The organism is Candidatus Methylospira mobilis, from assembly GCF_009498235.1.
GTDB classification, from domain to species: domain Bacteria; phylum Pseudomonadota; class Gammaproteobacteria; order Methylococcales; family Methylococcaceae; genus Methylospira; species Methylospira mobilis.
The window spans coordinates 49,616-64,913 of record NZ_CP044205.1 but is presented as its reverse complement, the minus strand read 5'-3'; the positions used below and the strand labels follow the sequence as shown (position 1 = coordinate 64,913).

The 15,298-nt window shown below is 51.8% G+C and carries 12 protein-coding genes and 1 riboswitch; of the genes, 6 read left to right on the top strand and 6 right to left on the bottom strand.

The window, feature by feature from the left end; genetic code table 11:
* Positions 1-19: 19 nt before the first annotated feature.
* The 6 genes from F6R98_RS00260 to F6R98_RS00235 all read right to left on the bottom strand — a co-directional run bounded on the left by F6R98_RS00260 (position 20) and on the right by F6R98_RS00235 (position 7,396).
* The gene (locus tag F6R98_RS00260; RefSeq protein ID WP_153247212.1) at positions 20-2,125 is read right to left on the bottom strand and encodes a TonB-dependent receptor; all 2,106 of its coding nucleotides are present in this window, start codon (positions 2,123-2,125) and stop codon (positions 20-22) included.
* Between the two features lie 839 nt (positions 2,126-2,964).
* On the bottom strand, positions 2,965-3,531 hold the full coding sequence (locus F6R98_RS00255) for a DUF7676 family protein (protein WP_153247211.1): 567 nt from the start codon (positions 3,529-3,531) through the stop codon (positions 2,965-2,967).
* Positions 3,512-3,703 (bottom strand): DUF5522 domain-containing protein, encoded by a 192-nt coding sequence (locus F6R98_RS00250; protein ID WP_153247210.1) that lies wholly within the window; start codon positions 3,701-3,703, stop codon positions 3,512-3,514. Before F6R98_RS00250 ends, F6R98_RS00255 begins: the two co-directional genes overlap by 20 nt.
* Complete coding sequence (locus F6R98_RS00245) at positions 3,678-4,265, bottom strand: hypothetical protein (protein ID WP_153247209.1); 588 nt, start codon at positions 4,263-4,265, stop codon at positions 3,678-3,680. The genes F6R98_RS00250 and F6R98_RS00245 overlap by 26 nt, the downstream gene beginning before the upstream one ends.
* Before the next feature lie 72 nt (positions 4,266-4,337).
* On the bottom strand, positions 4,338-6,284 hold the full coding sequence (locus tag F6R98_RS00240; RefSeq protein WP_153247208.1) for a TonB-dependent receptor plug domain-containing protein: 1,947 nt from the start codon (positions 6,282-6,284) through the stop codon (positions 4,338-4,340).
* Positions 6,285-6,457: 173 nt separating this feature from the next.
* Positions 6,458-6,674: riboswitch (cobalamin riboswitch) on the bottom strand.
* Positions 6,675-6,814: 140 nt separating this feature from the next.
* Positions 6,815-7,396: a beta-class carbonic anhydrase gene (locus F6R98_RS00235; RefSeq protein WP_153247207.1), complete on the bottom strand. Its 582-nt coding sequence runs from the start codon at positions 7,394-7,396 to the stop codon at positions 6,815-6,817.
* A 449-nt stretch (positions 7,397-7,845) separates the two neighbouring features.
* Here F6R98_RS00235 and F6R98_RS00230 point away from each other — a divergent pair, with 449 nt between their 5' ends.
* The 6 genes from F6R98_RS00230 (at position 7,846) to F6R98_RS00205 (ending at position 15,269) form a co-directional block, all read left to right on the top strand.
* Positions 7,846-8,229 carry a sulfite exporter TauE/SafE family protein gene (locus F6R98_RS00230; RefSeq protein ID WP_153250841.1) on the top strand — a complete coding sequence of 128 codons (384 nt, stop codon included), beginning with the start codon at positions 7,846-7,848 and terminating at the stop codon, positions 8,227-8,229.
* Between the two features lie 34 nt (positions 8,230-8,263).
* Positions 8,264-8,815 (top strand): hypothetical protein, encoded by a 552-nt coding sequence (locus tag F6R98_RS00225; RefSeq protein WP_153247206.1) that lies wholly within the window; start codon positions 8,264-8,266, stop codon positions 8,813-8,815.
* A gap of 462 nt (positions 8,816-9,277) precedes the next feature.
* Positions 9,278-11,350, top strand: coding sequence for a c-type cytochrome (locus F6R98_RS00220; protein WP_228125012.1), 2,073 nt, complete (start codon positions 9,278-9,280; stop codon positions 11,348-11,350).
* 104 nt (positions 11,351-11,454) lie between these two features.
* A complete protein-coding gene (locus F6R98_RS00215) occupies positions 11,455-13,374 on the top strand; it encodes a multicopper oxidase family protein (protein WP_153247205.1) in 1,920 nt (639 codons plus the stop codon).
* A 55-nt stretch (positions 13,375-13,429) separates the two neighbouring features.
* Positions 13,430-14,653, top strand: coding sequence for an EAL domain-containing protein (locus F6R98_RS00210; protein ID WP_153247204.1), 1,224 nt, complete (start codon positions 13,430-13,432; stop codon positions 14,651-14,653).
* Positions 14,654-14,798: 145 nt separating this feature from the next.
* On the top strand, positions 14,799-15,269 hold the full coding sequence (locus tag F6R98_RS00205; protein ID WP_153247203.1) for a phosphate-starvation-inducible protein PsiE: 471 nt from the start codon (positions 14,799-14,801) through the stop codon (positions 15,267-15,269).
* The last annotated feature ends 29 nt before the right edge of the window (positions 15,270-15,298 follow it).

The following is a 15,298-nucleotide window of genomic DNA, read 5'->3' as shown; positions in this document are numbered from 1 at the left end:
TGAATAGTTATCAGGCGTTTTAGTAACTTATCTGCACGCCTAGCTCTCCGCCAAGCCCCGGCTGCGGTGCCCAGACGCGCAGGAAGGAAACCGAGTTTCGGATAGTTTGGTTCAGCAGGTTGTTGCCCTTCGCAAACACCATGAACTCGAATCCTCCGACATTTGCAACCTTGTACTGCGCGTTGAAATTGAGCAGAAGGTAACCCGGTGTCGCGGTATCGTACTCTCCGGCCAGATTCTGCGCGTTGGCGCGGGTCAGGCGCAGGTTCATGTTATATTCGTCCTTGCTATACCCCAACTGCGCGCCATAACGAAGCGGCGGCATGCGCGGCACGTTGCCTCCGGCGACAAACCGCCCGCGGGTAAAGTCGCTGAACAGATCCAGGTCGACATTGCCGTATTGAGATTTGACCACGGGCAAGGTCAGATTGGCTTCGAAACCCATGAATGTCGCATTCTGCTGATTGTATTGGTAAACAGGCGCCGCCGCGCAGGTCGGGTCGTTGGGGTCGCAAGGCTGGTTATACGGGTAGACATTCGTATTGGCATAAACGCCGGTGTTATAACGGTAAATGTAGTTGTTGAACCAGTCCTGGAACAGGGTGATGTCCGCCTTCGCCCAATCCGATTTGAATTGGTAGCCCAAGTCCAGATTGTAGCTGGTTTCCATGTTCAGATTGCTGCTTCCGAGTTCGACGCTGCCGCTCGCGTCATGGTAACCGTTGAAATATAGCTCCTGGATTTGCGGCGCGCGCTGCGAACGGCTGGCGGCAAGGCGCACGTGGTGTTCGTCATTGACCTGCCACAGCGCCGAAGCCGATGCGCTGAAAGGAATATAGGTGCGTATCGGATTGTTCTGTGCGTTGATAGACGTGCCTTCGACACGCAGCCCCGCTTCATAGCTGACCGGGCCGGTATCGAATTTTTCGATGCCGAACAGCGCGTAGTTCTGGATATTGGAATAAGGGGAGATGACTGGAGCACCGGCAGGAAGGGTGCCGGGCGCGCTCAATACGTTAAAGCGGTTGTTCTGGGTTTGCAGCCCCCAGGTGCCGGTGAACGGCCCCAGCGGCTGGTGTTCCATCTCCAGACGGCTGTCGAACCCCTGATTGGTGAACGTGGTGTTGAGTTGATTTGCATCCAGCTCGACATGCGTATAGTCATTATACGCGATGCGTAAGCTCAGCTTCTTCGCCAGTTCAAAAGGGGTGTTTATTTCGTTTTTCCAGGTATAACGGCTCATGGTCTGGAAGATATTCACCTGCGGATCGCCCGCGCCTCCTCTCGGGGGAATACCGTAATAGTCGTTGCGGTTGTTATAGGACAACCCGGCATAGCCCCAGTCATCAATGTAAGAGACGCCTGCGGTTCCGCCTATCGCATTGCCCGATGTATTCCCGACATAGCCGTAGGTGTTGACATCCGGGAGATTGCCGGTCGTTTGCTGATAGGCGCTCTGGTCGATGGCATAGCCGGGGATGGTCTGATTGGCGTTCCGGCGATAAAATCCGTCCAGATGGAGGGCTAACTTGTCCTTGCCAGCGTCCAGCTTCAATACGTTGGAAGTTTCATTGCTCATCGTAATGTAACGCGACGCCAGCGTGCCGGTAATCGGTTTATCCGGCATTTTCATTGGCACGCGATTGTCGATAATATTGACCGCGCCGCCGATCGCGGTTCCACCGTACAACAGCGTCGCCGGGCCGCGCAGCACTTCGATGCGTTCCGCCAGCACCGGTTCTATCGCGTTGGCGTGATCGCCGCTGAATTGCGATGCATCCAGGATGCTCAGGCTGTCCTGCAGGACCTGTACGCGCGGCCCGCCCTGGCCGCGCACGATGGGCTGGCCGACGCCGGGACCGAAGGACGCGTTGTTCATCCCGGCTTCCTGTTCCAGCGTCGATCCCAGAGAGTCCGCGATTTTTTTCTTGAGATTATCGCCGGATAGCGTCGTCTGCGGCTGTCCGTTAGCCAGAACTACCTCATTGAGCGCAGGCGCTTCGACCTGAACGATATCCAGTGTATCCATTTCATTGGCGTCATTGACGTCGGCCAGCGCTGTTTCGGTGCCGAAAGGCAGGCATAGGCTCAGACAAAGGCTTGCGAAAAACGAGGGGCGTAACATTTGTTCCTCCAATGTAATGTTATATATTTACAACACGTATCAGGCGCAAAGTAAACGACTACGTACGAACTTGCAGCGTACCGCCGGCTTGGCTCAACACAACCATACTGTTATGTTATATAGTAACACTCTTCTGGTAAAGAATTTTCTGCACGACGCCAATAAAAGTCGATACCCGCTAAAAAGCGCCACGCCAAGGTTTGACGGCCATGCCGTTAATTCAAGGAATCATCGCTGTTCGGCAGAGCCTGCCCGAATTTACCCCGAGGGAATGCCGGAACCCCGACTTTCAGGATTACTTGCGAAGCAATGTCCTTGCCGGTATGACCGCTTAATTTAAATGGCACTGGAAATCCGGATTAGAAATTTACCGTGATTCCCGCCCTGACCATGCGCGGTTGTATCGGATGGAACGTGGCGCCGTTATATTGCGTTACATTGCCGCGGGCGCATTGATTATTGTTGCTGAACGTATTGCAAAGACCGTATTGGTATCCGGCACGATGGCATATTGCTCATCTTATTCAACAGGATACGAAATTCTGCATGCGCGTCGAGAACGGTTTTAACTGCCACCGATCAAAATAAACGGGATGCCGGCTACAAAATCAACCGCACTTATGCCTTCGATCACCTCAAGCGTTGTCTGCCGCGTTGGCTGATTGTCTCGCTACCTTCGACGATTGAATTGCTAGCCACTTTCGCGGAAATCGCCAAAAATCTCATTGGCTTCATTCCAGGGGCATCCAAGCCTCGACCCAACCCCCTAAACCACATCAAAAATATACTTATAAAACAATAATATGATTCAATATCAACACTTAAGTTGATAGGATTGACTAGTCAGTAGGCATAAAGTTATCCGGCTTAGGTTCGCCAAGATACTTTTCACGCAAACGATAATAAAGATCGAGCCGCTCCCATTCAGGCTCAGGCAATACGCGCTGTTCATCAGACAGGAACGGCGAAGGCAAAAAAACTGTTATCAGTTGATCGCCAAAGCCGTTCCATAATCGTAAACCCCAACTGCGTCCACCGCCGCATTTGCCGCCACGCATTTCGAAAAACCCAATTTTGGCAACGGGACGATTTTTTCTCAGCTCTTCATCCGGGCAATTATTGTGCGGCCCAATACAAAGATGAAAATGCCAGTAACCCAGATCAACGGTCAAATAGCCGTCAAGATAGGAAAGTTTTGGTTCTTCTGTAAAACGTACTTCGAAAACGGCACCTTCAACACAGGGGCCAACAACAATCCTGTTCCAGTTTTTCGAGAAAAGGTCTTGCGACAGCATCTTCATATTTTCTTCCGTAGGTTCGAAGAATGTATATTCAGTGCTTGTGCCGCCCGGATTTTCAACCGTCTCACGATTGAGAACGGTTGAGTCACAGATTGCCGTTGTCATTTGTTTTTCCATTAGGCGTATCTGGTTTTTGCTGTGCGCTATCATCATAACCGTAAGGACAATGACGACAACCTGAATGGCAACAATAGCCGCGTTTCAAGTGATATTCGGCTGTATAAACCACCCAGCCGTTCTCATGATAAAAATCAACCCCTTTTGTCAATTGCTGCATATTTGTTCCGCATGTCAGGCAATGCCATGAATAGTTTAACTATTGAAAATATTGCAACCGTGTAACACAAGGTATAACCCACGTAAGAGGGGTAATATTCGGCTGCCTGTGCAAAATATCGCCCCCAGGATAAATCCGTGTAACGTCCCGAAAGCAAATAGAAACTGCCGTTTGAAATCAGGAACGCGATGGATGCAGCCATTACCAGTGCTGCAAATTGTTGCATTGCGCTCGCCGCCGACAACACAGGAAACTTGGCGCACCATTGACCGCCTATCCACATCGCCGCATAAGTAGGGATCAGAAAAACATAAGCCTGTGAAATACAAAAATCGCTGACACCGTTGTGGGTAATCGCCAGATAATCAATCAAACCTGCTTCCAGCAGTAAAGCGATGAACAAATAGCGTCCTCCCAGCCACAAACCGGCCAGAAAAAACACCGCCAGCGAAGCATCCGGCAATGAAAATGCCGAACCAACATGGTGAAAACGGGTGGCGGCCATCAATGCCATCAACGCAACTGCGCCGGGCCGAATGGATGAAGCTAGTGTTATATTCATGATGAATCTCCAGTGTAAGTTAAGCGTAGCGATAGAAAAATGGTATTGCCCAAGACAGCAAACGAGAAAAACTTAAAACTTCACAGACACCCCGCCTATGCCGGTAAACCCCAGCGTGCCATACCCCCAAACCTGCTGGTAACGCTTGTTCAACAGGTTATCCATGCGCACGAACAGGGCTATATTTTCGTTCACGTCATAGTTGCTGGAGACATTGACCAGCACATAACCGGGTACTTGCACGACATTGCCGACGGTGTCAAAAGAGCTTCTGCTTCCCACAACCAGTGTATTTACATGAAAGGAAGCCTCCGGTATGAATCGATAATCGAGATCGAAGCTGCCCTTGTTTTTGGGGCGCAGTAATAACGGCGAGTTGGTGCGCACGCCGGTATAGGGATCAGTCAGTCCGTAAGTCTGATCGAGGGTATAGTTGACGCGCAATGACAGGTCGTCGAACGGCTTGTACTCCACAAAGCTTTCCAGACCTCTGGCAATCGCCGAGCTGACGTTGGCAACCTGACCTCGCCCCCCATTGGCGTTGGGATTCCATTGGATCAGATTATTGAACTGGTTGTTAAAATACAAAGCGCCCAATTTCAGTTTTTTATCCAGCGCATACTGTTCCAGCCCGGCATCCATGTTGAGACTGGTTTCCGGCATTAAGTTAGGGTTGCCGTAACAGCTTAGGCTCAGTTCGCATAGAGACGGCGCTTTGAAAGCGCTTCCCACATTGGCCTTGATGCGATTATCCAGTTCGGGAACCTCGATCACCTGATTAAAACGCCAGGTCATGTGACGTCCGAACTGGCTATTATCATCCAGACGCCCGCCCACCGTGGTATGCAGACGTTCCAGCCAGTCGAGCTGATTTTGCAGATAATAGCCGCCGTTGCTCATCGAGCCGTTGGCGTTGGAGGAACCGCCGCTCTGACTAACCAGCGTATTGAATTTACCATCGAAACCCGCAGTCACCGTGTCATTCTCCAGCACATGGACGATATGCAACCATTCGGCCTTGATAGCCGTGCCCTGATACGAAGAAGGAGACGTCCAATCGGGGGACAGTGTAGGCGTGGTGTAATAATATTGCCTGTCGGTCAGGCTATAGTTGATACCAAGACGCTGTTCCCATTTCTTATCGAACAGAAACAGCCGCCCCTGACCGCGCGTGTAGACTTCATTGGTATTGGAGAAATAATAGGGATTATCGCAGGATACAAAATTCCCGCTGAAGCCGGTATAGCCGGAGCCGCCGCAATTATCCAATCCTACTTGCGCCTGATTGTAGCGTAGCGTCCAGTCCAGATCCAAATCATCGGTGACCTGATAGCCGGTGCGCGCGGACACGGTCGTATTCTGATAGGCTTCACGTTCGTTGTTGCCCATGGATTGCGCGGCAGCGGAAACGCCCATATTCTGAAAATGGCTGGCATTCAGCGTGTAATTCAACCCTTGGCTTTCACCCGATACGCCGCCGCCTACTTTCCAGGTATCGTAATTTCCGCCTTGAGCTAAACCGTTAAACTGTGTCTTACCGGAACCGTGCTTGGTAATGATGTTGATGACGCCGCCCATTGCATCCGCGCCCCACATCGCACTGGCGGCCCCGCGTAAAATTTCTATGCGCTCGATGTTGTCCACCTGAAGATTGGCAAAATCGAATGCGCCATCCGCACTGCCGGGGTCGTTCATTTGGATATTGTCTATCAGCACCAGCGTCTGACTAGCGTTTGCGCCACGCGTAAACACCGAGGTTTGAGTACCCGTGCCGCCATAGCTCATCACATCAAGCCCCGGTACCACGCGCAACACGTCGACAACGGCATTCAGTCGCCGGGCTTTGATTTCTTCAGCGGTGATGACGGTAATGGTATTGGCTATGCTGGATTCCCTGGTTTCGGAACGGGTGGCGGTAATCACCACCGGATCCAGGGCATCGCTGGAATCGCTTTCAGCAAAAGTAGGGAGAGGCATCGCCGTCAGGACGATGGAAAAAGATAGCAGTCGCACTTTCATGGATAGGCTCACTGGTCATGCTGCGAGCACGCCCCGCTCACAGCGTTACGAGAGACTATAGATCGAAGAGTGGACAGGTTGGTGTAGTGAGGAGCTTAAACAAAACAGCTCACGGTCAACCCGTGAGCCCTCCGCTACAGTCGGTTTTATGGCGATAGCCGGGAAATACCTCGACAAATCGCCGGAATCAGGCCGGTATCCGGGCTCGTGAGCAGCTTTGGGGCTGGAGGCATCGCCTTCCCATGTCGAGTATCGACACAGTGGCCTATTGATGCCGCTTAACTCACTTACCGTTGCGGGGGCAGCGCCGGACTGGATCGAAATCGCACCGGCTTCCCGTTTAACCTGCTGCATTGAGCTGCAACAGGCACCTGAATCAAGTTGGATACTTTACAACAAGTTAAGCACTAGATCAAAATAGGATACCGTATATCGGGGTGTTTCCAGCAAGATCGTAAAGTAATGCCCACCACCCCGCCGACGCTTTCTGGAATCGGCGAAGAGATGGGGTGTGGCGGTGACTGTTGGTCTTAGGCTACTGCGCCCGCCGCAGTGGCCGCCGGCACCTCGACCAGGCAGCCTGTTTTTACATCATAGATGTAACCGTAAATGGGGATTTCCCTGGGCACCAATGAGTGGTTGCGGATACGCTTGACGTCTTCCAGCACACTTTCTTCCTGCTTTCTGATTGTGAGCCAGTTGATGTATTTCCCGTCGCTACAGCCAGACCCTTCACCGCAATCGTGCCAGCCGCTTTCATCTATAGACGCGGTTTTAAGGCTGCTGGACAAAAGATCGCTCATGATCTCATTGGTAAAAAGCTCCATGCCGCAATCGGTATGATGAATCACAAACCACTCGCGCGTACCCAGCAGCTTGTATGAAATCACCAGCGAACGTATCGCGTCATCACTGGCGCGACCGCCGGCATTACGAATTACATGCGCATCGCCTTCGACCAAACCCGCGTATTTCGCGGGGTCCAGCCGCGCATCCATGCAGGTCAAAATCGCAAAATGTCGGGCAGGCGGCAACGCCAGGGACGCCTTATCGCCAAAGTCGGCAACGTAACAGGCATTGGCATTTAAAACTTCTTCAAGTATCTTGCTCATGTCATTCTCCTCTGTATATTTTTATCGAGCAGGCATCCTATTTTCAGTACTCTCGGAACACCAAAATAGGCAGGATATTAGACAAGGTTCACAGATAACATATCAAGCCATTTATATAATAATATTGTAATTGCTCTATACTCACAAAAGGATCAGCGTAAAGCCGCCCGGAATCCTGCGTACTTGCAACGAAACCTTGGTTAAGTCCTTCGACAAGTTCGGGGCGAACGGTAACTCTTGATTCAGTTGGTAGCGAGCCCTTCGACTGCGCCAAAGAGAGCCTGATCGAACCATGAGCGGAATCGACTTGTTCAGAGCTTCCCTGGATTTTGGGTTTAGAAAACAGCAGAACGTAAAGTCCAGTTAAGCTGCGCCTGTCAGATACCTGTGAAATAACCGAATCAATTCGTTTTTGTACCAGCTATCTTAACTTGAAGGGAGAATTAAAGATGCCCTCATGGCTCATAATTGTAGCGATTGGCATACTAGGCGGCTTGGCAGCGGGCTTTTTTGGTATTGGCGGGGGAATCGTCATTGTACCGGCGCTGATTTATTGGGCCGGTTTCTCACACCACATGGCTACGGGAACCACCATTGCCGTGATGCTTCCCCCCATCGGTCTTGCCGCAGCATTCGAATATTACCGACACGGGAATGTAGATGTACGAGCCGCCCTCATTCTGGCCGTAACCATGTTCCTTGGCGCATGGGTTGGCGCCTACTTCGCCAACCAAATGGCAGGCCCGTACCTCCGCCTCATCTTTGGAGTCTTTGTTTGCGGTATTGGAGCGTATCTTGTTTATGGTGCTTGCAACCGTCTCGGTTGGCTCTGAGGGGGAAGTGATAACGGTTTTAATCGGAAACAGTATGACGAACAAAAAATTTGATTATCTTTTCGGGCGCTTGGCGATCATTACCTTTATTGCATTGATCAGTGGTTGCAATGATGGCGTATCCGTTGGCACGGCAAGCGTAAGCGGCACACAAACCCGGCTTGGCGGCCATGTACTCAACGATGACGGCCCTATTGATCAGGGTCGTGTGGAAGCAAAAGATGCACAGGGACACATTGCCGCACAAACCGAGCTGAAGGGCCAATCGACTTATGCGATGACGCTGCCGACTGGCACGCTATATCCCTTGGTTTTGACCGTTTACCCGGAAGCCGCGCCGAATGATGCGCTCAGCGCTGTGGTTACCGACCCCAGCGCTAGTATGCAGGATATCAGCCCGGTTACCACCATCGTGGTGAATACCGCCTTGAGTCTGGGTGGTTTTACAGAAACCAACCTTGCCAAGGCCGCTGGAGCCGCTATTGCCCAGCGCAAGAAATCGGGCGGTGGCGGCGGAGGTGGTGCGGCAACCACCAGCGAAAGCTTTAAGGGAGACGCTACCAAACAATATGGCGGCTGGCATTAAGCGTTCGCTTTAAGGGTGTGTGCGCCCTAACCGCCGAAAATTCCGGCTGCTGCACAAGCGTTCAGTCTTAACCTGATTTTAGGTTGAAAACCATACAGTTTAGCTATGCTTTGACACGTATTTGACATAACCAAGACGTGTGCTGGTTAACGACCGTTTTTGCTATACATATTATTTTTCATTTACTTACGAAATATACGGAATTCTCGGCGGTTTGGGCTTAGACCACCTTTAACAAACCGCTCAAAATAATAGTAAAAACAAATATACTAATATACCATTGAAGCCTGTGACCCAAGCAGCCGAATAGATTAATAAAAGAGGCGAGTCTGTTTGAACCTGAGGTTATATGTAAAGCTTTATAAGCCATTCGCGTCGTCGCTTTCTTGCTCAAACAAGCATGGGGCTATTGGCTTATGCAGGTATGCTCCAGTTTGAACGTCTATTTCCAGGTACGCAGCAATGAAGATTAGCTATTTAGTTATGTCTATTTTTGGCGCATATCTTTGTTGGGGCTATAACGCTCAAGCGACTGAAGCGGCGATTCCCAACACGCATATAACCGTGCAGGGGCCTATGATTTCCGAAAAGGAAGCTGCTTTGATCAAGCGCGGCGAATATGTGGCGCATCTGGGGGATTGCATTGCTTGTCACACTGCGGATAAGGGAGCGGCAATGGCGGGCGGTCGCGAGTTTCCGACGCCCTTCGGCAAGGTTTACTCTACCAACATCACGCCGGACACCCAGGCCGGCATCGGTAAATATTCATTTGCGCAATTCGATCGAGCCATGCGCAAGGGGGTGACTGCAGACGGGCATAATTTATACCCTGCCATGCCCTATCCCTCCTATGCCAAAATGAGCGAAGACGACATGCGCGCCTTGTATGCCTACCTTCAGCAAGGTCTGGCACCGATCAATCAGCCCAACCAGCCGTCGGAGATGCGCTGGCCGTTCAGTATGCGCTGGGGCCTGACATTCTGGAACGCGGCGTTTCTGGATGCTGAGTCCTTCAAGCCGGATACTACAAAGGATGCTGTCTGGAACCGGGGCGCTTATCTGGTGCAGGGGCTGGGACACTGCGGTGCCTGCCACACGCCACGCGGCATTGCTTTCCAGGAGAAGGCAATGAGCGATGCGGATTCCCATGGCAATCGCTATCTTGCGGGCGAAACGGTTGAAGCGTGGCATGCGCGCAGTCTGCGGAATTTATGGGAGGTGGAAGACACCGCCTATCTGCTGAAAACAGGAAAAAACCGTTTTACTACGGTTTCCGGCAACATGGCGGAGGTGATTCACCACAGCACTCAACACTTCACGGACGCCGATCGAACCGCGATTGCCACCTATCTGAAATCGCTGCCGCCGGGCGAAAACGAACAGCCAATACCGGAGAGTACCGGCGCAGCGACAGTGCCGACCGATCTGTATACGACGCGTGGCGGTCTGGGGTACGTTCAGTTTTGCGTGGCCTGTCATCGTCAGGATGGCTTGGGAGTGAAAGATATGTTCCCGCCGCTGATGCAGAATCCGACGCTTAACTCTGCCGATCCGTCCACGCTGCTGCATATCATGCTGACGGGCGGGAAAACGGCTGAAACTGCCGCGCACCCACGCGTCTACGCCATGCCTGCCTTCGCCCGGCTGTCCGATCAGGAACTTGCGGAAATCCTGAACTTCGTGCGTGCCATTTGGGGCCATCATGCTGAACCGATAACCGCGTCCCAAATAAAAAAGATGCGCGCGCACCTCAATTCCAATATTACTGATGCTGCTCTGTTTGACACGCCGCGTCTGGCGGACATGCTGACCAGCCCCAATGCCGGGCAATTAATACAGGGTATGCGCCTGCATCTTGAAACTCGGGCGCTGTTGCCGCAGAACGTTGGCAGTTCCCTGAATTGCACCAGTTGTCATCTCAATGTGGGTACGGTGGCGGACGCTTCGCCGTTCCTTGGCGTATCCGCTGTTTTTCCCGGTTATGCCGCGCGTTCCGGGCGGATCATCACGCTCGAAGAGCGCATCAACGGTTGCTTCGAGCGCTCCATGAACGGTAAACCGCTGCCAATGGATTCAGAGAGCATGAAAGCGATGGTGGCCTATTTCGACTGGATGAAAAAGGACATCAGATCGCAGGACAAGATCGCCGGGCGCGGCGTCGGCAAGGTGGATATGTCGCTCAAACCCAACGTGGAAAACGGCAGGCAGGTATACGCCACGCAGTGCGAGGTGTGTCATGGCAACGACGGCCAGGGCTCAAGGCAGGCTGAGGGCCGCGTTATCTACCCGCCGCTGTGGGGTGACGATTCGTTCAATATCGGCGCCGGTATGGCGCGCACCTACACTGCGGCGGCCTTTGTTCTGTCCAATATGCCGGTCGGATTCCATCAGAAATTCCCGCTGGGACAAGGCGGTATTTCGGAGCAGGATGCCGTCGATGTGGCAGCGTATTTCACGCACCAGCCGCGCCCGGATTTTCCCGGCAAGACGAAGGATTGGCCGAAAGATAAAAAACCTATGGATGCACGTTATTAAAATCCATTTGCCGGAGGTACAAACTCACTTTTCCAGATTAAGTCTCCTGATAGCACACTAAATTAAACTTATTAAAGAGGCGATACCGCCCGAAAGGAGGTTACATGCAAGGTTTTATCAATCATTCACGCCGTCGTTTTCTTGCCCAAACAGGCTTGGGCCTGCTGGCTTATACAGGAGGGAGTACATGGCTGCATGCAATGGAGGGGGTGGGCATGATGCCCAAAATGGCGCCTAACAAGGCATCGCCTCTCTTTAAACCCGATGTGGAGCTCGAGCTGATTTGCCGGCCCGGTACGGCGCATATTCTTCCTGGCCAGCCCACGCAGGTGCAGCAGTACATAGGTCGTTTGATCAATGGCCCGGACAACACTTTGGCGGCGCTGCCCGATTCTTATCTGGGGCCGCTGATGCGTTTCCAGACAGGGCAGAAAATCCGTATCCATCTGCGTAACGAGTTGGACGAGCCGACCATTACCCACTGGCATGGACTGAGCGTGCCCGCCCTGATGGACGGTCATCCCATGTACGCGCTGGACAAGGGGCAAACCTTTGTTTACGAATTCGAAATGCGCAACCGCGCCAGCATGATTCTGTACCATCCTCATACGCATGGAATCACCGGCAAGCAGGTCTATCATGGCTTGGCCGGCGCCATTATGGTCAGCGACCCGGAAGAGCAAAAGCTGGATCTGCCTGCCGGGGAATACGAAATACCCATCGTTATTCAGGATCGATTATTCGATGAACAAAACCAGTTGATTTATGCGCGTAACATGCATGATCGCATGATCGGTTTTCACGGCGACCGTATCCTGGTTAATGGCCGCCCCGACTTCAGTATCGATGTGGCCAGCCGAGCCTATCGACTGCGCATTCTCAATGGATCGAACGCGCGCATTTACAAACTGGCCTGGGATGACGCCATGCCGATCACTGTGATAGGTGTTGACGGCGGATTGTTGGAAACGCCGGTGCATAAACCTTATGTCATGCTGGCTCCCGGCGAGCGCATTGATGTATGGGCCGATTTCAGTGCGCGCAAGCTCGGTTCGCAGCTGGTCATGCGTAGCAGCACTTTCAGTGGTGCGTTACCGAAAATGGCTGAGCGTATGATGCGTGGAGAAATGGCAGGGATGGGTAGAAATGCAGGGGGCATGCGACATGAGACCGAGGGAGATAAACAAGGCGGCGAACATGCCATGATGGGCGGTATGCGTGCAATGATGCGCAATAAATTGCCGCTGGGAAGCGAATACCCCATTTTTACCGTGCGAGTAAGCCGTCAGGTGAGCGAGAATCCGAATCTGCCGACGCATTTGAGTAAAATCAACCGATATCGAGTGAGCGATACCGCCAACCCCAGCAAGCCGGTAGCGCTTGGCATTTCCGAGGGACCTGGAGCAATGTTGCTCAATGGACGGCCCTATGCGCCTAACGATTTTATGGATGGCGAGCGCATACCTTTCGGTACGCTGCAATTGATGGAAATTTTCCATGCGCATGGCGGTAAAGGCGGGCATGGAGCTGCAGCAGGTCAAGACGAAGATAAAGCGCCGATGAGTCATGGCGATGACGTGCAATCCGGAGCGAAGGCCGAGATGCGTCATGATGACGCGGAAAACTCAGAGCAGGGCATGCACGCCATGGGCGGTGGTATGGGCATGATGAATGGTATGGGTGATATGGGTGGTATGGGTGGTATGGGTGGTATGGGTGGTATGGGTGGTATGGGTGGTATGGGTGGTATGGGCATGATGATGTCGATGGCGCACCCTATCCATATACATGAAGATCCGTTCCAGATCATCAGCCGCACCATCGGCGCGGAAGAGTCTGCGGATTACGCTACCGTGCGTGAAGGCTTTATTGATAGCGGCCTGAAGGATACGGTACTGGTCATGCCGGGTGAGAAAGTTCGTATTATCAAGCCCTACAAGGAATATAAAGGCGTGTTCATGGTTCATTGCCATAATCTGGAACACGAAGACATGGGCATGATGCGCGAATTCCTGGTGGAATAGGCTTTCAGGGAAAGTCACCCCAAAAGCGCACCCTCATCATTGGCATGAAAAGAAAATGATAGTGACAGAAATCGAAATCATTGACGCCATAAAAAAAGACGAATTCACGTTTTTTTATCAACCCAAGGTTTCCTTGATTACCGGAAGGGTGGTGGGTGCTGAAGCACTGATCAGGTGGATAAAACCTGATGGTTCAATTGTACTGCCGGGTGTGTTTATCCCTGTGGCGGAACAGTCATCACTGATTACAGAAATCACCCGCCACATGTTCCCCAAGCTGGTGAATGATCTGATGGTGTTGCAGGATGTGGATACGTTATCAGTGTCTTTCAACACTTCAGCCAAGGATTTCGAGAATGACGCATTTACAAAGACGGTGCTGGACTCGCTTGAAACGTTTGGGGTGGCGCCCGAAAGGCTGCAAGTAGAGTTAGTGGAAACCGCCGCTTTGGAAGCAGGCGATAGTCTCAAACAGCATATCCTGCCGTTGCGGCAGGCCGGCCTGGGATTGGTAATGGATGACTTCGGTACCGGGTACTCGTCCCTGGATACGCTCAGCAAATGGCCGTTCACCTCCATCAAACTGGATCAAGGCATCATCAGCAGAATGCTTGATTCGGATAAAAACATGACCATCGTCGAGACATCCACCCGCATGGCGCATGAGCTTGGAATCAGCGTCATCGCCGAAGGCGTGGAAAACAGTGATCAATACCACCGTTTACTGGAAAGCGGTTGCACCAAAATTCAGGGATTCTGGATCAGCAAAGCGCTCCCGCTGGATCGATATATTTCCTTTGTGAAGGCAGACAATCGTTGGTCCGGTCTGCCGGTCGGACTGATTCACATGGCTAGCCTGGACCATGTGCAGTGGAGAAGGAAGCTGGTCAGCGAATTGATCAAGGCGGTGTCTTACCCTAAAAACTCACCTTACCGGAAATACCTCAAAGTTCCCCCCTTATCATGCCATGAATGCCGGTTGGGGCAATGGTATTACAAGGAAGGGCAGCTGTTTCGGGATAGAAAGGTTTTCCATGATCTGGAACAACCACATTGCCAATTTCATAATGTAGGCGAATTACTGGTAAAGCTGGTGGGTGACGGGGCGACCATGGAGGATATTACAACCCCTATGCGAACACTTTCCGAGCTATCAATGGAGGTGATGGCCAACCTGCAAATTCTGGAAAATGAAGGTCTCAGCGATATGCATGCGGCGCACTATAAATGGACATTCAACGAGTTGCATTTCAATAAGGGCGAGTTTCCAGTGGAATAATCTACGACAACGGCATGGATGCCGCGAAGGTCTGCCCGTTCTACTCTTACAGTTGAAAATATTTGCCTTGGCGCCGCTTGTATATTAGAAATTACTAATATAGAATACAAGACAGCCACGAAACCAACGAAACAGTCTTGTCTCGATGAACGATAGACACCGCATAGTCAAAAAAACCGGAGATACTCTGGTGGACATGTTCCATTTTCTGGCCTTGTTCTGCATCGGTTCCACGATAGTCTGGTCGGCATTACACGACTATATCGAAATGATGAAAGCCGGTCATGCCACGCTGGAAGATATCCTGCTCTTGTTTATTTACCTTGAGCTGGGTGCGATGGTTGGCATTTATTTTAGAACGTTGCGGTTACCCGTACAGTTTCTGATCTACATCGCTATTACGGCCTTATCACGGCATCTGGTAATTGATGTGCAAAAGGTCTCCAACGAGTTTCACCTCTATCTACTCTTGAGTATCACTGGAGCAATAGCGGTATTAAGCCTGGCGATTTTAGTACTATCGTTTACTTCACATAGATATGGTTGCCCTGAAGATGGGCGCGGAACAACCGAAGACCAGAGTAAACAAGGCTCTGACATCGCGTGCAGATGGTAACAAAGTTATTGGGGAAGCAGCCGCTTCAG

Bases quoted from the DNA above. Each gene is read 5' to 3' on its own strand.
- F6R98_RS00260 (WP_153247212.1), bottom strand. From the start codon at position 2,125: ATGTTACGCCCCTCGTTTTTCGCAAGCCTTTGTCTGAGCCTATGCCTG.
- F6R98_RS00255 (WP_153247211.1), bottom strand. From the start codon at position 3,531: ATGACAACGGCAATCTGTGACTCAACCGTTCTCAATCGTGAGACGGTT.
- F6R98_RS00250 (WP_153247210.1), bottom strand. From the start codon at position 3,703: ATGCAGCAATTGACAAAAGGGGTTGATTTTTATCATGAGAACGGCTGG.
- F6R98_RS00245 (WP_153247209.1), bottom strand. From the start codon at position 4,265: ATGAATATAACACTAGCTTCATCCATTCGGCCCGGCGCAGTTGCGTTG.
- F6R98_RS00240 (WP_153247208.1), bottom strand. From the start codon at position 6,284: ATGAAAGTGCGACTGCTATCTTTTTCCATCGTCCTGACGGCGATGCCT.
- F6R98_RS00235 (WP_153247207.1), bottom strand. From the start codon at position 7,396: ATGAGCAAGATACTTGAAGAAGTTTTAAATGCCAATGCCTGTTACGTT.
- F6R98_RS00230 (WP_153250841.1), top strand. From the start codon at position 7,846: ATGCCCTCATGGCTCATAATTGTAGCGATTGGCATACTAGGCGGCTTG.
- F6R98_RS00225 (WP_153247206.1), top strand. From the start codon at position 8,264: ATGACGAACAAAAAATTTGATTATCTTTTCGGGCGCTTGGCGATCATT.
- F6R98_RS00220 (WP_228125012.1), top strand. From the start codon at position 9,278: ATGAAGATTAGCTATTTAGTTATGTCTATTTTTGGCGCATATCTTTGT.
- F6R98_RS00215 (WP_153247205.1), top strand. From the start codon at position 11,455: ATGCAAGGTTTTATCAATCATTCACGCCGTCGTTTTCTTGCCCAAACA.
- F6R98_RS00210 (WP_153247204.1), top strand. From the start codon at position 13,430: ATGATAGTGACAGAAATCGAAATCATTGACGCCATAAAAAAAGACGAA.
- F6R98_RS00205 (WP_153247203.1), top strand. From the start codon at position 14,799: ATGAACGATAGACACCGCATAGTCAAAAAAACCGGAGATACTCTGGTG.